At 44.4% G+C, this 19577-nt stretch carries 18 protein-coding genes; 9 read left to right on the forward strand and 9 right to left on the reverse strand.

The annotated features are described in order from the left end of the window. Window positions 1–17: 17 nt before the first annotated feature. Window positions 18–260 carry an exodeoxyribonuclease VII small subunit gene (locus JK130_RS02870; protein ID WP_218352699.1) on the reverse strand — a complete coding sequence of 81 codons (243 nt, stop codon included), beginning with the start codon at window positions 258–260 and terminating at the stop codon, window positions 18–20. Window positions 261–555: 295 nt separating this feature from the next. Here JK130_RS02870 and pomA point away from each other — a divergent pair, with 295 nt between their 5' ends. Further along, window positions 556–1317, forward strand: a complete 762-nt coding sequence (gene pomA, locus JK130_RS02875; protein ID WP_218352700.1) for a flagellar motor protein PomA — start codon at window positions 556–558, stop codon at window positions 1315–1317. Between the two features lie 6 nt (window positions 1318–1323). Further along, window positions 1324–2253, forward strand: coding sequence for a flagellar motor protein MotB (locus JK130_RS02880; RefSeq protein WP_218352701.1), 930 nt, complete (start codon window positions 1324–1326; stop codon window positions 2251–2253). 109 nt (window positions 2254–2362) lie between these two features. Here the strand turns inward: JK130_RS02880 and JK130_RS02885 are convergent, their stop codons facing one another. Genes JK130_RS02885 through JK130_RS02905 form a run of 5 tightly spaced genes read right to left on the reverse strand, consistent with a single transcriptional unit; the run spans window position 2363 to window position 6781 of the window. Then, window positions 2363–3619 (reverse strand): SAM-dependent methyltransferase, encoded by a 1257-nt coding sequence (locus JK130_RS02885; protein WP_218352702.1) that lies wholly within the window; start codon window positions 3617–3619, stop codon window positions 2363–2365. 9 nt (window positions 3620–3628) lie between these two features. After that, window positions 3629–4357, reverse strand: a complete 729-nt coding sequence (locus JK130_RS02890; RefSeq protein WP_218352703.1) for a DUF1365 domain-containing protein — start codon at window positions 4355–4357, stop codon at window positions 3629–3631. Further along, window positions 4354–5622, reverse strand: a complete 1269-nt coding sequence (locus JK130_RS02895) for an NAD(P)/FAD-dependent oxidoreductase (RefSeq protein ID WP_218352704.1) — start codon at window positions 5620–5622, stop codon at window positions 4354–4356. Before JK130_RS02895 ends, JK130_RS02890 begins: the two co-directional genes overlap by 4 nt. An 11-nt stretch (window positions 5623–5633) precedes the next feature. Further along, window positions 5634–6353, reverse strand: coding sequence for an SDR family NAD(P)-dependent oxidoreductase (locus JK130_RS02900; RefSeq protein WP_218352705.1), 720 nt, complete (start codon window positions 6351–6353; stop codon window positions 5634–5636). Next, window positions 6350–6781, reverse strand: a complete 432-nt coding sequence (locus JK130_RS02905) for a nuclear transport factor 2 family protein (protein WP_218352706.1) — start codon at window positions 6779–6781, stop codon at window positions 6350–6352. The genes JK130_RS02900 and JK130_RS02905 overlap by 4 nt, the downstream gene beginning before the upstream one ends. Window positions 6782–6941: 160 nt before the next feature. Between JK130_RS02905 and JK130_RS02910 the strand changes: the two genes are divergently transcribed. The 3 genes from JK130_RS02910 (at window position 6942) to JK130_RS02920 (ending at window position 8938) form a co-directional block, all read left to right on the forward strand. Further along, entirely contained in the window at window positions 6942–7514 is a 573-nt protein-coding gene (locus JK130_RS02910; protein ID WP_218352727.1) for an LON peptidase substrate-binding domain-containing protein, read from the forward strand. A 118-nt stretch (window positions 7515–7632) separates the two neighbouring features. Continuing rightward, window positions 7633–8244 carry a sigma-70 family RNA polymerase sigma factor gene (locus JK130_RS02915; protein WP_218352707.1) on the forward strand — a complete coding sequence of 204 codons (612 nt, stop codon included), beginning with the start codon at window positions 7633–7635 and terminating at the stop codon, window positions 8242–8244. After that, complete coding sequence (locus tag JK130_RS02920) at window positions 8237–8938, forward strand: ChrR family anti-sigma-E factor (RefSeq protein WP_218352708.1); 702 nt, start codon at window positions 8237–8239, stop codon at window positions 8936–8938. Before JK130_RS02915 ends, JK130_RS02920 begins: the two co-directional genes overlap by 8 nt. 86 nt (window positions 8939–9024) lie before the next feature. On the opposite strand, the gene JK130_RS02925 is transcribed toward JK130_RS02920, so the two are convergent. After that, window positions 9025–9792, reverse strand: coding sequence for an outer membrane protein assembly factor BamD (locus JK130_RS02925; protein WP_218352709.1), 768 nt, complete (start codon window positions 9790–9792; stop codon window positions 9025–9027). A gap of 169 nt (window positions 9793–9961) precedes the next feature. Between JK130_RS02925 and rluD the strand changes: the two genes are divergently transcribed. The 3 genes from rluD (at window position 9962) to clpB (ending at window position 14329) form a co-directional block, all read left to right on the forward strand. Further along, window positions 9962–10945, forward strand: a complete 984-nt coding sequence (rluD, locus tag JK130_RS02930) for a 23S rRNA pseudouridine(1911/1915/1917) synthase RluD (RefSeq protein WP_218352710.1) — start codon at window positions 9962–9964, stop codon at window positions 10943–10945. Continuing rightward, complete coding sequence (gene pgeF / locus JK130_RS02935) at window positions 10926–11663, forward strand: peptidoglycan editing factor PgeF (protein ID WP_218352711.1); 738 nt, start codon at window positions 10926–10928, stop codon at window positions 11661–11663. The genes rluD and pgeF overlap by 20 nt, the downstream gene beginning before the upstream one ends. A gap of 95 nt (window positions 11664–11758) precedes the next feature. Then, on the forward strand, window positions 11759–14329 hold the full coding sequence (gene clpB, locus JK130_RS02940; protein ID WP_218352712.1) for an ATP-dependent chaperone ClpB: 2571 nt from the start codon (window positions 11759–11761) through the stop codon (window positions 14327–14329). A gap of 54 nt (window positions 14330–14383) precedes the next feature. On the opposite strand, the gene JK130_RS02945 is transcribed toward clpB, so the two are convergent. Further along, window positions 14384–17110, reverse strand: a complete 2727-nt coding sequence (locus JK130_RS02945) for a tetratricopeptide repeat protein (RefSeq protein WP_218352713.1) — start codon at window positions 17108–17110, stop codon at window positions 14384–14386. Between the two features lie 143 nt (window positions 17111–17253). Next, complete coding sequence (gene xdp1, locus JK130_RS02950) at window positions 17254–17976, reverse strand: exosortase-dependent surface protein XDP1 (protein ID WP_218352714.1); 723 nt, start codon at window positions 17974–17976, stop codon at window positions 17254–17256. 303 nt (window positions 17977–18279) lie between these two features. On the opposite strand from xdp1, the gene pssA reads away from it, so the two are divergent. Continuing rightward, on the forward strand, window positions 18280–19110 hold the full coding sequence (gene pssA, locus JK130_RS02955; RefSeq protein ID WP_218352715.1) for a CDP-diacylglycerol--serine O-phosphatidyltransferase: 831 nt from the start codon (window positions 18280–18282) through the stop codon (window positions 19108–19110). Window positions 19111–19577: the final 467 nt, after the last annotated feature.

The following is a 19577-nucleotide window of genomic DNA, read 5'->3' on the forward strand; positions in this document are numbered from 1 at the left end:
AGACCAAATAGCCCGGTTTATTCAGATTGAGTCTGAGCAAGATCGACCAGTTGCTCGTTGCCTTGTTCGCTAAGCAACACTTTTACTTTTTGCTCAGCATGCTCTAGTGCCTGCTGACTTTGGCGCGAAAGTGCTACCCCACGTTCAAATTTTTGCAGTGCCTGTGCTAACGGCAAGTCACCGGTTTCCATTTGCGTTACAATGGCTTCAAGTTCTGACAAGCTTTCTTCAAACGAAGGTTCAGATTTGGTGTCGGTCACAATCGTTATTCCACGGTTGTTTCGGATAGGCGCACATTAACTGACAGGTCTGACCCGGTCAAATGGTTTGTCCAGTTCAGCAACGGTATCTGAGCGATACCAATGGAAAAGTTTAGCGAAAAATACGTGACTATATAAAAACAGACTGGCGCTGGGGCGATTAGGTTATAGAATTCTATTACGAAGCCGATAGTATAGGTGTCGTCAAAGAAGTTGCCGTAAGTGCAGCTCATTTTCAAGTAATAATAATCAAGACTGAACACCAGCAACGATTTCGTATAGCGAGGATTTACGTGTGGATTTAGCAACCGTCATAGGCATGGTAGGAGGAATCGGTTTCATAGTGATGGCTATGATACTGGGTGGTGAACTTGGCATGTTCTTCGACGTCCCGTCGGTTCTTATTGTATTGGGCGGTACTTTATTTGTCGTGTTATCACAATACACGCTAGGGCAGTTTTTTGGCGCCGGGAAGATCGCCGGAAAAGCCTTTATGTTTAAGATAGACACCCCTGACGAACTAATTGAAAAAATTGTTGAAATGGCCGATGCAGCGCGTAAAGGGGGCTTTTTGGCTCTTGAAGAAGCCGAAATCGAAAATCCATTTATGCAAAAAGGCGTGGATATGCTGGTCGATGGGCACGATATTGATGTGGTGCGTGATACCTTAGCCAAAGACATCTCGATGACTACCGAACGCCATGTGTTCGGTGCTTCTATCTTTAAGGGAATGGGCGATGTGGCTCCGGCCATGGGAATGATAGGCACCCTGATAGGTTTGGTCGCCATGCTCTCGAATATGGATGACCCTAAAGCCATCGGGCCGGCTATGGCAGTCGCCTTGTTAACTACCTTATACGGGGCATTTTTAGCCAACGTAATTTGTTTGCCTATTGCCTCAAAGTTAAGCAATCGGGTCGAAGAAGAAAAACTAAACCAAAAACTTATTTTAGACGGTATTGTGGGTATTGCAGATGGCCAGAACCCTCGTGTTATTGAAGGCATACTGAAAAATTATCTGGCCTACAGTAAGCGCGGCAGCGCTGACGAGGAGTAGCTCATTATGGCGCAACAGGATGAATGCCCCAAATGCCCACCTGAAGGCTTGCCCGCCTGGATGGGCACCTTTGCTGACTTAATGTCATTGCTGATGTGCTTTTTTGTGTTGTTATTGGCGTTTTCAGAAATGGACGTACTGAAATTCAAGCAAATTGCCGGTTCAATGAAATTTGCTTTTGGTGTGCAAAATAAAATAGAAGTTAAAGATATACCTAAAGGCACCAGTGTTATTGCGATGGAGTTCAGGCCGGGCAAACCCGATCCTACGCCTATTGAAACAATTCAGCAGCAAACCATAGATATGACCCAGCAAATGCTTGAGTTTCAGGCAGGTGATGAAGACGATGCGGGGGGGCGCCAGAAGCAGCGCGGTGAACAACGCGGAGGTCAGGGGCAGCAAACCTCAACCGATCAATCGTCTGCGGCGCAAAGTGCGGATAGCGAGCAAATGCAGGAAATGATGAAAAAGGTGGCTGAACAACTGCAAAAACAAATTTTGGATGGTTCGGTAGAGATGGAAAGTCTGGGGCAACAACTGACTATTCGTATACGCGAAAACGGATCTTTTTCAGCAGGTTCGGCATTTTTGCAGCCGCAATTTAAACCTATTGTCAGAAAAATCGGTAAGTTACTGGCCGATATGCCGGGTGAAATTGAAATTTCAGGACACAGCGACGGACAACATATTGCGAATGAGCTCTATCGGTCTAACTGGGATCTTTCGTCGCAGCGGGCGGTAGCTGTTGCAGAAGAAATAAGAAAAGCACCTGGGTTTGATGAAAGCCGAATGCTGGTGGTGGGTAAGGCCGATACCGATCCCATGGTGAAAAAGCCTGCAACGTCCGCCGAAAGAGCCAAGAACAGACGGGTAGAGATAAATATTAATCAGGGAAAACCGATGTTATCAAAGCCCATTTCAGTCATCGATAATTAATTTTTTACGAACCGTAAACGCCGCATGGGTGGCGTTTATACGTAAAGAGAGGTGTTTCACTATAATAATGGTTTAATTCAACGGGGACGAACACCCGCTATTTAAATGACTAGTTTCTCGCAATGGGTGCCAGACAAGCAGGCTTGGTCATGACCAATTGTACCGTGCTGATAGCGCGCTCCAAAAAGCCTCCCTCACAATATTTCAGATAATAAGTCCACATCCGCACAAACCGTTCATCATAGCCGTCATTTAATAAATCGTCTTTGGCCAGCATAAACGCCTTGTACCAATCATCCAGCGTTTTGGCGTAATCTAACCCGATGTCCTGACTATCGCGGATAGACAAGTCACTATGCTGTTTTAACTGCTGATTTATCACAAGCTGGGAAGGTAAAAATCCGCCTGGGAAAATATATTTCTGGATGAAGTCTACGCTGTTGGCATAACCCTGATACCGCCGATCATCAATTGTAATCGACTGTAATACCATTATGCCATCGTCTTTCAACAAACTGCTGCATTTTTGAAAAAAGTTACCCAGGTAACGCTTGCCTACAGCTTCTATCATCTCAACTGAAACCAGCTTGTCGTATCGGCCCGTAAGGTCCCGGTAATCTTTTTTCAGCAAGGTGACTTTATCCTGAAGATTCTCCTGGGTTACCCATTGCTGAGCGTAGGCATATTGTTCTTCAGATATGGTGGTGGTAGTAACTTTACAGCCATAATGTTTAGCGGCAAACACAGCCAGTCCGCCCCAGCCTGTGCCAATTTCAATTAGGTGGTCATGTTCTTTTAACTGGAGTTTGTTGCAAAGGGTCCGTAATTTGTATTCTTGGGCCTGAGTCAGCGACATAGTGGGGTCAGGATAAATAGCCGAAGAATACATCATGCTTTGGTCTAAAAATCGGGTATACAAACGATTACCAAGGTCATAATGCGCTTCAATATTCTTTTTCGCCTGATCCGAAGTATTTCGACGCAAAAAATGCTGAATTTTGTGTACCGGTAAGCTAATCCATTTAAATTTGTCTTCCCACGTATCCAGAAAGCTTAAATTTCGGGCGAAAATTCGTATAACAGACGTGAGATCAGGCGTTGTCCACATACATGCCATATAAGTTTCGCCTGCTGCGATACTGCCACCTAAAAGTAACTGTCGGTAAGCTTTAATATCCTGAATATCAATAATTGCGTGTAATGTATCGTCAGGGTCGCCGAATGTCGCCACGCGGCTTCCGTTTTCCCGAATCTCCATTGCGCCCTGGGGAAGTAATGACATTAATTTTAAAAAAGCAGTACGACAGCTTTTATCTACCACAGAACCTGTTGAGATAACCGAAGCCAATGTTTCACCGTGAGACATAATGTTTTCCTAACTATTCGGATGTGGATATATAGGTGTACGTTTCAGCCATAACTTCACTGCCTGCCAATATATTCCACTTACCGTTTTAACCGTCATGCTGGGTATTTTTATCAGCGCGCGCCGGACCTCTTTATTAGTTAGCGGTGCGCGAGTCAACTGTAGGCCAGCAGTAAAATCTTTCTTTTGTTGGTAACATTCCATAGCTAAAGATAAAGTATTGCCCGGCTGCTGTATACGCCATTTATATACCATGTCCATTGGGTTAAAAGGTGAAACATGAAATGCTTTATTGGTATCTGACTGTAACGTCAAATCAACCGCATAATAGTGACGTTCATTCCAGGGTGTATTGGATACCTCTGCCAACATATAAGTAAATGAAGAGGTTTTGTCTGGTCTTACAAAATAAAAATTAACCGGGTTAAAATGAAGGCCCATCGTTCGTAATTGACTGAGCAAAAAAACCTCAGCCCCGGCAACAGTAATTCCTTCTAACTCTTTAATTTTTGTAAGGACAGCGTCTTTTAAACTAACTGATTTATCACCAATGTAATCGCTTCTGCGAAACTCTACAAGCGAACGATGGGTGGATGAAAAATGTTTAATTTTATCATCTAGATCAGTAAGTTCGTCTAAATTTAGCCAAAATAGATAAATTTGATATTGAAATGCATGGCGGGTCGGACGAAACCGTTCGTGGTACACGGTTCCATGGTAAATAGCACTGCTAGTCAAAGTTCAATTCCAAATCGACGAGCGACATCCATCGCGCTGTTTACACCATCTTCGTGAAAACCGTTGTACCAGTAAGCACCGCAAAAATGCAGATTATTAACCCCACATATCTCGCCTCGACGCTGTTGAGCTCTGACCATGTTATGGCTGAACTGCGGGTGAGCATAGCGATACTCTCCCAAAATACTGGATTTATCGATATTAGCAGTATTGTTTAAACTGACACAAAAAGTGACCGGTGCGTTTTCAATACACTGCAATATATTCATATTGTAGGTAACTGCAGCCGGCGCAGCAGCCTCATCATGTTGTTCGGTAAGTTGATAATTCCAACTGGCCCAGGCACGTTTTCGTTGCGGTAGCTGATTAGTGTCGGTATGCATGACCACCTCATTTTGTGCATAAGGAATGGCCGATAAGATTTCTTGCTGAGCGCTGGTCGCAGATTCGAGCAGTTGTAAAGCCTGGTCGCTGTGACACGCAAAAATAACAGCGTCGAACTGTTCTTCACCGCGCTTTGAGGTAATAAGCCAACCCGAATTAATCCGCACGACATTTTTGACCGGCGTTTGGGTATGGATACGTGCTTCAAAACCTTTAATCAGAGACGAAATATAAGAAGATGAGCCCCCCTTTAATGTGTACCATTGCGGTCGGTTGTTCACATTCAACAAACCATGGTTATTAAAAAAAGTCAGAAAAAACTGTAACGGAAACTGACGGGTTTGTTCAATGCTGGCTGACCAGATAGCGGCGCACATAGGTAAAATATAGAAATTAGCAAAGTCACCGCTTAATTTCAGTTCCTGAATATACCCGTATAATGTTTTATCGGCCACATCCGCATTGCTGGCTACCAGTTTTTTACACGACTTATTAAAGGTTAGAATATCTTTAACAATACGCCAGAATCGGGGTCTGAAAAGATTACGACGCTGCGCAAATAATGTATTGAGGGTGTTCCCGTTATACTCAATATCAGATTGTTTAGCATGAACCGAAAAACTCATTTCGCAAGGCTGACGTGCGACCTGTAGTTTGTCCATCAGCTTGATAAAGTTGGGGTAAGTCCAGTCGTTGAACACAATGAACCCCGTATCAATATTATACTGAGTGCTCTCTATAGTGACTTTTTTTGTTGCCGTATGGCCACCTATATAGTCATTAGCTTCAAAAACTGTAATAGCATGATGAGGGTGCAGCAAATGTGCACAGGTTAGACCGGAAATACCTGTTCCGATAATGGCAACCTTCTGTTTTTTCATTCAGTTATCTCTTACTGCTTATCTCGCATTATTATTGAAAGCTTTCTTTGCAGCGGAACGGGCAGGATGTGCAAAAACCGCATAATTAATCCAAAGCGGGTAGGGAAGAAAATGCTTTGCCGATTTTTTTTAATTCCGTGCAAAAGTTCTTCAGCGGCTTTTTCTACCTTTATTAGCATAGGCATGTCGAAATCGTTTTGCTCAGTTAAAGGTGTTTCTACAAAACCAGGTGATACACTTTGTACTTTTACACCTTTATGCCAAAGATCGACTTCAAGCGACTTGGTAAAATAGTGAAGCGCCGCCTTACTTGAGCCATAAGCTTCACTGCGGGTAAAGGGGAAGAGTCTGGCCATGCTGTCGACCACCACCAGTTTTTTTCCTTTAGTAAGGGTTGGCAACAGCCCGTTTACGCAATTGACTACGCCAAAGAAGTTAGCTTCAAATACCCGCCGAAACATGTCAGGCTCAAAGTCATCCATATCGACATATTCGCAGGTTCCGGCGTTTAAAACTGCAATATCATAATCTGCGTCTTTTAAAGCGTTTGCAGTAGCCTGAGTATCTGAAACATCAAACTTCAGTGTCTCTATATTAGCATGGCGACCTAGCTCGCTGAGTTTTTCCTGATTCCGGCCACAGGCGATAACCTTATAGCCCTCATCTACCGCTCGCTGGGCAAGTGCGTTACCAATACCTGAAGTTGCCCCGGTAATAAGCATGGTAGTCATGAACGAAGTTTCCTTTTTATCTTACCAATAAGCCAGCCTAGAACCGGTATATGTTCATATACCATCTCACCTAAGTCATAATAGTCACGATGATAATAAAAGCCATTATCGTTTTGTTTTAGTAAGGTAGAGCCTTGAGTTGTGATGATCCTATCGGTCTTCTTTAGCGTCAGGGTCATGGTCCAGGTCAGTACATAACTAATATTATCTGCGTTATCTTTGCACGGAACCGCATGATGAATATCAAATTTACAGGCTTTTGCATGCTTCGTTAGCTTTGCAAAATAGGTCTGTACCGCCGCCAGGCCCTTATGGTGCTCAATAGGATCAACAAACTCTACATCATCTGAATAGATCTGTGATAAATCTTCAGATGAAACTTTTGTAAGGTCTCGATATTTCAGGCAAAACTTTTCAATAAGTAACATACGCGGCTTTTTGTAAAATATATAAAAGCGTTACCCAATTTTTCACACATAAGATCAGAGTTGCCGAAAATTTACCCAGTTCAACTTAATGTTGAACTACGATCCAATTGCTATTAGCCGGCGTAACCACCGACACTACTTTGTCAACTTTTTATGTGTAATGCCTGTTCACCAATATCCCCTATTTCCCTTATCCGCTCATTTACTGCCAGGCGGAAAAATGTCGCTGCGCATCTTTGAGCCGCGCTATATAAGGATGGTGAAGGAAGTATGTGCTAACAATTCAGGATTTGTAGTCTGTATGTTAAATGCACAGGGGGACAAAAAAGAGAACCAACATATTCATGAAATTGGCACATATGCTGAAGTAATAGACTTTGAATTATTAGAAGATGGCTTGCTTGGCATAAAGGTTGCTGGTTTATCTAGTGTAAAGGTTAAGGATATTATCACCGAGTCCGATGGATTAAGGATTGGTAAATGCCACACCATGGAGCCGTGGCAGTGCGATATCCCAACCAAGCAAATTTCACCTATGGTGGAAAGGTTACACGAGATATTTGAGCGTTACCCGGAGTTGCAGTCTTTATATGAAGTGCCAGAATTCGATAATCCCAATTGGGTATTAATGCGCTGGCTTGAATTACTTCCGGTGGATGCACGTCAAAAACAATATTTTCTAAACCAGCAAGATTGTACTGTATTATTTAGCTATTTAAGTGCGCTGGTATAGTTCGCGATGTAAAGTTTACATGAGAACTGGTATTTAAGATCATTTTGTTTGTTTTTTGACACTCGCCAACCTTTTTCCTATAGATAATTATTAATAAATAGGACCGCGGACGAAGCTTATGTTAGTTGGAATTCCATTGGAACAAAGCAATAGTGTAATCAAGCCCAAAGATTGTGCCTCAGAGATGTCAGAATACATCGTGGCCGTTGCAGAAGAGCGTTGCAAACGATCCTTCGCCAGAGTCTTTAGTTATTTTGCACCACGCTTACGCTCGTACGCTCTGAAACAAATGGGTAACGAAGCTCTTGCTATGGAACTGGTGCAAGACACCATGTCCAATGTTTGGCAAAAAGCGCATTTATTCAACTCAGAGAAAGGTAGCCCTTCTACCTGGATCTTCACCATCGCCCGAAACATCCGTTTTGATATGCTGCGTAAATTGCAGAACAGAAAAGAAGACGTGTGTTCTGATGATTTGTGGCCGGTATTATGTGAACAAACCGCCGATGCCAATGAAACATCTTTAGATGAACAAATTACGCTGGAACAAATTGGTTTCATGTTTGAATCTTTACCCGTAAAGCAAAAAGCAGTCATTGAAGCTATTTACATTGATGGTAAGTCTCAGCAAGAAGTTGCAGACGAACTGAGCATTCCTTTGGGAACCGTGAAGTCTCGTACTCGCTTGGCACTACAACGATTAAAGGGCATGCTAAACGATCATGACTAAGTTCCATCCTGCACCTGAGCAACTTTCAGAGTTTGCTCAAGGTGCATTGGCGTCTGTGGAATCGCTTATGATTTCAGCACACTGTGATATGTGCGCCAGATGCCAGCAGGTTGTGGCACAACAAACGGTGTTACAAGCCGAGCATGCGTTGATGGACACGCAAGATGACCCAGCTACAAAGACTCATGACTTTCAAGATGATTCGAAATTAGATTCGATGCTCGAATCTATTACCCAGTTACCTCGCGCGACACCTTCAAAAACAAGTCGTTCCGGTTCTCGTAAAATAATAGAGCTGGATGGACGAGTTTTTACTATTCCAAGAACATTACGAAAATACGTCCCCTTTATGGGAAACTGGTCAAGTCTGGTGGGTAAACTCTGGCAAGCACCGGTAGATGTAGGTGTGTCTGGCGTTGCCAATTTTATCTATATTGGACAGGGCGGAAGCATTCCTGAACATACTCACCGCGGAACAGAGTACACGCTCGTAATCAACGGCGAATTCAGCGATGGTCTGAATCATTACCGCAAAGGTGATTTCATTAAAATGAATGAATCTGATATTCATGCGCCGTATTCAGACGATATCAGTGGTTGTCTTATTTTCAGTATTTTAGACCAGCCCCTGCATTTTACGGCAGGTATCGCCAGACTGCTAAATCCCTTTAGTCATCTCTTTTTTCGTTACTGAAATTATATTGTAAGTAAGTGTTAAGACAAAAAAACCCGAATCCAGGATTCAGGCTTTTGTATCAATAAACTTCAGTAAATTCTGTCTTAACCAATATATTCGCTGTCTGGATAATTCAGCTTTAACGTTTTCATGGCATTATCGCGCAATTCATTCAGGCCAAGTTGTTCATAACTCGACACCATGATTTCTAATGCATGCTGAACCTGATCAGAGTCGGGGTAATGCTCAATAACATAACGGCCTCGGTTCGCCGCTGCCACATAAGCTTCGCGACGCATGTAAAACCTGGCAATAGCGATTTCATAGCGTGCTAAACGATTCTTGATATAAACCATTCGCTTGCGCGCATCTGCGGCATACTTGCTATCAGGATACTGTTGTATTAAACGTCGAAAATCATCAAACGCCTGACGAGATTTCGCCGGGTCTCGATCAGCCCGGTCAATACTCATAAGCTCCTGAAACAGGTTGTTATCGGCTTCCATATTAACCAAACCACGCATATAGAACGCGTAATCAATGTCTGAATGGTTAGGGTTTAACCGGATGAATCGGTCGATAGTCGCAACAGTCTCATCAATTTTACCCGCTTTATAATAGCTGTAGATAAGATCAAGCTGTACCTGATGCGATAATGGACCAAATGGATAACGGGAGTCTAAGGCACTGAGCGTATTCGCCGCAGCCGAAAAATTTCCGCTTTCCATATTTTCTTTAGCACGCTCATACATCTGTTGAGCACCCATATTGGCCAGCGCTGCTTTTTCTTCTGAATCTTCAGATGAACTGCAACCTGCCACAGAGATCATAGCGCCAACTACCAGCGGCGCCATATAACGAAATGACTTCATAATACTTTACTCATTCCCAAATTCGTCTTTGGTGTTGTGTCTATGCATTGTATAACATCGCATTCTAACGTACTCATTCAGACAAACACCATAGAAATCCTCAAAGTTTGACCGAACCAAGTGACAAAGCTTGTTATAATGATGGTTTTAAGACAATAAAATAGTAATCATGACCCAATCATCCAATACCGTGAAACTTGAGGCGGTAACAGAATCACAGCATTTTGGTCAGCGGTTAGATCAGGTTCTGGCCGATTTGTTCCCTGAATATTCACGCTCTAAGTTAAAAAGCTGGATTGTAGATGGCAGCGTGACCGTGAACGGTGAAGTAAATACCACCCCACGACATAAAATGCAGCTTGATGAGCATGTATGTGTGAATGCTGAAATGGAGGTACAAACCCGTAGTCAGCCGCAAGATATCAAGCTGGATATTGTTTATGAAGACGAACATATTCTGCTTATCAACAAACCGGCCGACATGGTGGTACATCCCGGTGCAGGCAACAGTGATGGTACTTTGTTAAACGCCTTATTAGCGCATGTACCAGACATTGATAAAGTGCCCCGGGCCGGCATTGTTCATCGGCTTGACAAAGACACCACGGGTTTAATGGTAGTAGCCAAAACCTTACCGGCGCAAACGCACTTAGTGGCACAGCTGCAAGAACGCACCATGAGCCGCGAGTACGAGGCCTTAGCCATTGGCACCATGGTAGGCGGGGGCATGGTAGATGAACGTATTGGCCGTCATGCCACTAAGCGTACACTTATGGCGGTGCGCGAAAATGGTAAGCCGGCAACCACGCACTTTCGTGTGAAAGAAAAGTTCAGGGCGCATACCTATATTCGTTTAAAGCTGGAGTCGGGTCGTACTCATCAAATTCGGGTACACATGACACATATTAAGCACCCATTGGCCGGGGACCCGGTTTATGGCGGCCGTCCACGTTTGCCCAAAGGCGCCAGTGATGAGTTTGTTCATATTTTACGTAACTTTCGCCGTCAGGCGTTACACGCGGTGCAGCTATCTTTGTTTCATCCCGATACTGAAGAGTGGATGAGCTGGCAGGCGCCATTGCCCCAGGATATGCAACAGCTTATTGATATCGTTCGTAAAGATACTCAGGAACATGGCTTTGACGAGCTTTGATGCTCAGTTAATTACACCAGACTGGCCTGCACCACCTTCGGTGGTGGCCTACACCACCACGCGTCAGGCCGGGGTTAGTGAAGGGCGTTATGCCGGCTTGAACGTGGGTATGCATGTGGGCGACAATCCACAGGCGGTTGCGGCAAACCGTGCTTTGCTGCCAATGGCACAGCGTATAACCTGGCTAGATCAGGTACACAAAAATGGTTGTGTTCGCTTGCCTGCTAAATCTCTGCAGGCAGACGCCAGCGTCAGCCGAAACCGTCTGCACTGGTGTGCAGTGATGACCGCCGACTGCGTTCCTATATTATTGTGCGACAAACAGGGTACAGAAGTAGCTGCTATACATGCAGGCTGGAAAGGCCTCGAACAACAAATTATCGCCAGTACTGTAACCAGTCTGGTGGCAAAGCCCGTTGATATTATGGCCTGGATAGGTCCTGCTATTTGTCTGCAGCATTATCAGGTTGATGCCAGTCTGGCTGCACGGTTTGAACATCTCGAAAATGCGGTCAGGCCGGATACGGTCGCAGGAAAGTTTTGTTTGGATCTTCCAAAAATAGCGCAAATGCAATTATTGAATGCTGGTGTTACTAAGATATACCATAGTCAATTGTGCACCTATTCAGACCCTGACCGATTTTATTCACATCGCTACGCTCAGCATCATCAAAACGCACCCACCGGTCGAATGGTGTCGGTTATAGGGCTGGCATAAATAATTCAATAATTAACCCCTTTGCAATTTTCGTAACTTGAATCTGCTTATTAATGCACCCATAAACTAGGCATAAGTTAGGTGAGGACAAGACAATGCGATTAGACAGATTTACCAGTAAGTTTCAAATTGCAATTTCAGATGCGCAGTCGTTGGCCCTTGGCCGCGATCACCAGTTTATTGAGCCGGTTCATTTAATGACTGCACTGCTAAACCAGCAGGGCGGCTCGATACGTCCGGTGCTGGACCAAGCCGGAATCAATGTCAATGCGCTGCGCTCTGCACTAAGTCAGGCAATAGAGCGCCTTCCTCAGGTTGAAGGAATCGGCGGTGACGTTCAGCTTAGCAAAGCCAGTAGTGTGCTACTAAACCTGTGCGACAAAATAACGCAACAACGTAAAGATGAATATATTACCTCTGAAATATTTCTGTTGGCCGCGTTTGAAGACAAGGGCAGGCTGGGAGAGATACTGCGCGAGCTTAATATTACTCGTCAGGCAGTAGAAAGCGCGATAGATAAAATGCGCGGTGGCCAGAAAGTGACCGACCCAAATGCTGAAGATGTGCGTCAGGCATTAGAAAAGTACACCACCGATTTAACCGAACGCGCCGAGCAGGGTAAGTTAGATCCCGTCATTGGCCGGGACGATGAAATTCGCCGGGCAGTGCAGGTATTGCAACGGCGTACCAAAAACAATCCGGTGCTTATTGGCGAACCAGGGGTAGGTAAAACTGCAATTGTCGAAGGGCTTGCCCAACGCATTGTTAACGCCGAAGTGCCTGAAGGGTTAAAGAATAAACGGGTTCTGTCTTTAGACATGGGCGCACTTATTGCCGGGGCTAAGTATCGGGGCGAGTTTGAAGAACGGCTAAAAGCGGTGTTGAACGAACTGTCTAAAGAAGAAGGCCGGGTTATTCTGTTTATTGACGAATTGCATACCATGGTAGGTGCCGGTAAAGGGGATGGCGCCATGGACGCCGGCAATATGCTTAAACCCGCTTTGGCTCGGGGAGAACTACACTGTGTGGGTGCCACCACATTAGATGAGTATCGGCAATACATTGAAAAAGACGCAGCACTGGAGCGCCGCTTCCAAAAAGTGCTGGTAGAAGAGCCTAGCGTTGAAGACACTATCGCTATTTTACGGGGTCTTAAAGAGCGCTATGAACTGCACCATTCGGTGGATATTACCGACCCTGCAATTGTTGCGGCAGCAAGTTTGTCGCACCGGTATATAAGCGATCGGCAACTGCCTGATAAAGCTATCGATCTGATTGATGAAGCTGCATCCAGTATTCGTATCCAAATCGATTCAAAGCCGGAAGACATGGACCGGCTTGAGCGACGTATTATTCAGTTGAAGCTAGAAGAGCAGGCATTAGCTAAAGAAACCGACGAAGCCAGTCACAAACGTCTTGAAATGATTGAGCTGGAAAGAGAACAGGCTGAGCAGAAATATAACGAGCTGGAAACAGTATGGCGCGACGAAAAAGAAGCCATGCAGGGCACGCAAACTGTAAAGTCTGAATTAGAGCAGGCCAAACTTGATTTAGATATCGCCCGGCGTGCATCAGATCTCAATCGTATGTCAGAGTTGCAATATGGTCGCATACCCGAGCTTGAAATGAAGCTTGAAAAAGCGGCCGAAAATGAAATGCGCGAAACTGTTTTGTTGAAAAACAAAGTTACCGAAGCTGAAATTGCCGAAGTGCTGTCCCGTTGGACCGGTATCCCTGTTAACAAGATGCTAGAAGGCGAGCGCGATAAGTTATTGCGTATGGAAGACGTTTTGCACAAGCGGATGGTAGGGCAATCTGAAGCGGTTACGGCCGTGTCAAATGCAATTCGCCGGTCGCGCGCCGGTTTGGGCGACCCTAACCGACCGATTGGTTCTTTTTTATTTTTAGGACCCACGGGGGTAGGTAAAACCGAGCTGTGTAAAACCCTGGCCGGCTTTATGTTTGATACCGAAGACGCGATGATACGCATTGATATGTCGGAGTTTATGGAAAAACACTCAGTTGCGCGGTTGGTGGGAGCGCCTCCAGGGTATGTAGGCTACGAAGAAGGCGGGTATCTTACCGAAGCGGTTCGTAGAAAACCCTATTCAGTCATACTGCTTGATGAAGTAGAAAAAGCGCATCCTGATGTGTTTAATATTTTATTGCAGGTGTTAGATGATGGGCGGTTAACAGACGGGCAAGGTCGCACGGTTGATTTTAAAAATACGGTAGTGATCATGACTTCAAACCTTGGCTCAGACATTATTCAGGATCAGCATCAGCAGAGCCAATATGAAGAGATGAAAGCCAGAGTGATGGGGGTCGTGGGCCAACACTTTCGACCCGAGTTTATCAACCGTGTCGACGACATTGTGGTATTTCATCCACTGGGCAGAGAGCAAATTAAATCAATTGCAAAAATTCAGCTTGCTTCGCTTAGGTCACGGCTGGCCGATAAAGGCTTTAAGTTAGAGTTATCAGGCGCGGCTTTAGATAAGTTGGCTGAAGCAGGATTTGATCCCGTGTTTGGGGCGCGCCCTTTAAAGCGGGCTATTCAAACACAAATAGAAAATTCACTGGCCCAGCAATTATTGGCTGGCAATATAGTGCCTGACTCTACCATTCGTATTGATGCAGAAAACGATAAAATAGTCATTCGTTAATGCACTTGGTGCGAAGGTTAAAGCAATAAAAAAGGAGGCGTTTGCCTCCTTTTTTTATAGTGATGCGGCGAGCGCTTCAGCGTTAGGTTTTTCGCGAAACTGTTTGGCTAGCGTACCGTGTTTATTCAATAACGCTTTAGCTTCAGAACCACGTTGTAATTGTGCAAGCGTATAGGCGATATGAAACTGAACCGAAGGATCGGAGGCATCCAGAGTATAAGCCTGACGCAATACCCCAAGACCGGCCTGGTAGTCTTGGTTTAATGCCAGAATCCAGCCTTTGGTGTCTAACAGCGCGGCCGAGCGAGGGTCCAAAATTAAGGCTTCTTCTACGAAAGCCATTGCCTTGTCGCTATCGGTATGAGCATAAATGTTAGCCAGGTTGTTAAGTACAAAAGCACGCCGCGCAAGCGTTGGATTTTTAAGTAGTGCCTGATACAGCGTGGCCGCCTGTGTATAGTTATTGTTCAGGTAATACAGGTCTGCCAGTAAATGTTGTCGAAGCGTATCGTTCGGGTTCGCACGCCTTATGTTTTGCAGGTAGGCAATCATAGCGGGTCGCTGAGTATTCTGACGCGCCAATTCGAACGCCTTGAATAACGGCGCGCCAAAGTCAGGATCGCTCTCTAAAGCTTCAAGATACAACTTAAAACCTTGTTGTTTATCGCTTTTGGCCACCGCTAAATCGCCTCGTAACATAGTTACGTTGGAAGATGTACCAAAACGTAGATAAACGGTTTCAATGGTCTGAGCCGCGGCATCAAGTTGCTTTTTGTTTATCAAAAACGAAGTAAGCTCTAAATACGGAAGAGGACTTTCAGGAGCCAGTTTGATTGCTGCCCGATAAGACCTTTCGGCACCCTGACTATCTTCCACGTTGTCTTGCAACGCGGCAAGAGACAGGAGCTTTTGCGCATCATTCGCCCAAAGTCCATACACCATGTTCAATTGAGTCTTTGCCCCTTTCAGGTCCTGCAACTCATACAAAATAGCCGATTTTTGAATATGATAATTCGCCGAAAGCCGGTTCAAACCCAGCAAGGCATTAACTTCACTTAAAGCGGCTTTATTGTCGCCTTCTTCGCGGTACACTTTCATCAATAATTCGCGTGAAAGCGTGTTGGTTTTATCAAGTGTTTTAGCCGATACAAGGTGCTCTATCGCACTTTCGTTCCTACCATCAGCTAAATAAATCTGTGCGGCCAGAATTCGGGCTGCCACACTGGTTTTGTCATATTTTAGTGCTTCGTCTATAGCACTGCGGGCTTCACTGTAGCTTTTCTGATAGTACTCAATGCGAGATTTGGCAACCAGTCCGGCGACTGACTGCGCATCGTTGTGCAGCAGCTTATCGACCATTTCACTCGCTTGTTCAAGTTGACTGGTTCGAATAAGCAGATCTGCCACAAGTGCCTGATAATCAATATTTGTTTCATTAGTACCAAGTAGCTGCCGCGCCAAAGTAAGGGCGTCACTGAAATTGTCTTCATCACTTAATAACGCAATTTTCAGCTTAATGACCTCTTCATCTTTAGAATTGCGTAGCTGGGTATTGAGCAATGCTTTAGCTCTGTCAAGCTTTCGGGTATTCATATACAGTTTGGCTTTTAACACCGTAAACTGAAGATCCCCTTCATAGCGTCTGGTAAGTTCCGGGAGCAATTGTTCACACTTGAAAGAACGTTTCAGAATAATGAACAATTCGCAATTAAGCTTCGCCAGGTTCAGGTTCTGGACCACCAGAGCATCGTTTTTTTCCAAAAGCTTTGCGGCATCTTTGTAAGAACCAATTCGCAATAACGAGTCTGCTAACATGCCCAGTTGCTCAGGCGTTGCATCACGCTTACTCAGGTAGCGGCTAAGTTCAGAACTGGCCATATCGTAATTATTATTGAGATAGGCAACAATACCGGCTATCAGGCTAAGCTCAATTTGTTCATTCAGCTGTTCGTCTGACAGCAGACTAAGGCGCTCGGTAAGTTCACGTAAAATTTTATCCGCTTCCAACTGATTTTTGGTCATTGCTAAGATACGGGCTTTTAGCAACTGATTTTGTACATCACCGGGCGATTGTCGCTCTATGGCTTTGACCAACTCTTCAGCTTTCGAAAAGGCTTCATTTTCAGCTAATGCAGCAGCATAAGCACGCATAGTAGCTGGATTTTCCGGGGCCATTTGATACGCTTGCTCATAATAGGCCAGACTCGGTTCATCGCGGGCTTCGGTCAACTTTCCTGTGGCCAGAAGTGTATACGGCGCCTGACCATGCAGTTCAATAGCCCTATCTAATAACTTTTGCGCTTCATTTAATCGATCTAAGTCTATCAGCAAATTTGTTTGAGCAATGAGTAATGCAGCCGAATTTGGAAGGTCTTGCAATGAGCGCTGGTACAAACGAGCGGCTTCTGAGCGTTGATTTTGCCTGATGTGGGCATTACCTGCCATAAGCGTGACTGTCAGTCTGGCTTCATCCTCAAGCTCATACTGATTGAGCATGGCAAATATTTTATTAAATTTGCCGGTATACAGGTAGGCTCTTGAAAGATAGGGAAGGATTAAGTTTTCATCACCTCCAGCAAGTAACACCTCTTCAAACTCGTCTATGGCTTCTCGTACATAACCATCAAGCAGCAACACCCTACCCATAAGTAATTTTGAGGGCAGGTGGTCAGGGTTGGTGTTTAAAACTTGTTTTAACAGCAAGTAGGAATTTTGATATTCGCCCTGTGTATAGGCGGTGAGCGCCTCATCATAAAATTGCGCTTCATCCGCAACTACCATGCTACTGCCTGTTATTAGTAATCCTAACAAGCATCCTTTTAATTGACTTCGCACAGTGTGCTCTCCTGGTTCATCCTGCTATAAAATCAGTTTACACAAAAAAGCCCCGCACAGAGCGAGGCTTTAGGTATGTTTGTACAGACTTACTTCTGACGGCGGCGTAAACCAATCAGACCCAGACTGAACAACATTAACAATGCTGTGGCCGGGGCAGGTACATCTACTTCCGGTAAATCCTGAGTATTCAAAGCTAATAATTTGAAACTATCGTTGCCTTCAGTCCAACCTCTATGATCAAACAACTGGTTATATGCGCCAATTAACCAATATTGAGCAGTAGTTTCGTTGCCTGACAGGTCTAGCGGGTTGTTAACGCCCACATCGTAGAAACTTTTAATAGAACCTGTTATGGCCGAGTTAGCTACTGAAGACCACGAAGAATTGTCGATAGACTCAAGACTATTAAAGGCGGCGATAGTAATATCGGTATCGCCGTTTGCCCAACCTAAGGTCAAACCCGTTAAGCTTACAGCCTTATTAAAGTCGAACAGCAACATATCAATACCGTTTTTATTATCGATAGTATGTTCGCTATCATTTGCTCCGTATACACCTAAACCACCGCCATATCTTTGCGTGCTTGCAACACCTACCGAACCGCCCAAACCGTGGCGACTATCAGAAAAAGAATCAATCGTTACAGTCGAGTCGCCTACCGTTTTGATTAAAGAAGTACCTCCAAAAGGCGAGCTTGCAGAGGTCATGTTATTACCATCAAATTTCCAGGTGGTATCTGCCGCTTGAACGCCAGTAATCCCTGTTGCTAAAAAGCCTACTACACTTAATGTTCTTAAAATTGCTTTCATAATTATATTCCTAAATACCCAAGCTAAGTCAAAGTATATCTATACATATTCTGTGCCATAAAATATAATTCTTTATAATCATGATCTTGTAAAATTTTCACAATAATTTTTATGGTGAGTGTAAAAAATACCGACACGCCTAAGTTCTTGAACTTTAGTATGAATATGATAGCAGGCAAGTAGGGGTGGGGGTGTATGGCACTTCATACCCCGATATATAAGTATTTGGATCGCTTTTTCTACCCTGACAGTAAGAATCTGTGAAATACTAGCTTTATAAGCGTATCTGACCATTGAGGAATTATGTCTAAAAGTAAACGCAAAGGTATTTATCTTTTACCTAACTTGCTAACCACGGCAGGTCTGTTTTCAGGCTTCTTTGCCGTAGTATCATCTATGAACGGCCGGTTTGAAGCGGCTGCAATTGCGATCTTTGTGGCTATGGTATTTGACGGCCTTGATGGCCGTGTGGCTCGAATGACCAATACTCAAAGTGATTTTGGAGCAGAATATGATTCTATGGCCGACATGGTTTCATTTGGTATGGCGCCCGCTTTGGTTGCTTACAACTGGGGGTTGACCGAACTAGGTAAACTCGGTTGGTTAGCTGCCTTTATATATGTTGCAGGTTCGGCTTTACGCTTAGCACGCTTTAATACACAAATTGGTACCGCCGATAAACGCTTTTTTCAAGGGTTAGCCAGCCCTTCAGCTGCCGCGCTGGTGGCGGGCCTGGTTTGGGTAGGTGTAGAGTACGGTGCTGATGGTGATGACTACGGCTGGTTGGTTGCTATTATCACCTCGGCCGCCGGATTACTGATGGTAAGTAATTTCAAATACAACTCGTTTAAAGAAGTAAACTGGCATGGCAAGGTTCCCTTTGTGGCTTTGCTTATTATACTTCTTGTTTTTGTAATAGTAGCAACAGAGCCAGCACTTGTATTATTCCTAGTGTTTGCCTTGTACGCGCTTGCCGGACCGGTCAATACATTTCGTAGTGTGGACAAGATGACTTTAGATGATGTTGTAGGCGACCATGAAGAAAACGATGCTGATTTTCGTGATGACGAGGAATCTAATGATTCAAGTGAATCCGAGTCAGAGGAGTCTGAAACATCACGTAAAAGTACTTAATATAGACGTTTCGTTCAAAAAGCGACCACAAGGTCGCTTTTTTTATGTTTTTTTCAAAAAAAGCTTGCCAATAATTCTGAGGTTTGTAGAATGCGCTCCACTTCGACGGGACAGGCCAAACGGCAACACTGAAGAAGGGTTATCAGTCACGCTACAGAGCAGCACAGGTAACGGTTTTTAGCTTCAAACACTTTTAGAAAAAACTTTCAAAAAGATGTTGACGCAGAAAACGAAACGCGTAGAATGCGCATCCCGCTTCGGGGAGAAACGAAGCAGTCACCAAAAGGCAATGGCCAATCGGGTGAAGCAGGAAGTGCCACACTACAATATGTAATGTAGGTCCTCCTTGCGCAAAACGAAAAAAGCTTCGCTTTATTGTTTTGCACGATAGTTCTTTAACAATTTGTAACAAGACAATCTGTGTGGGCACTCGTTAAGAGTGTCAACCGAAGATTCATAAAAAGTTT

The sequence above is a fragment of the Alteromonas lipotrueiana genome (genome assembly GCF_019249245.1).
Lineage (GTDB): Bacteria > Pseudomonadota > Gammaproteobacteria > Enterobacterales > Alteromonadaceae > Alteromonas > Alteromonas lipotrueiana.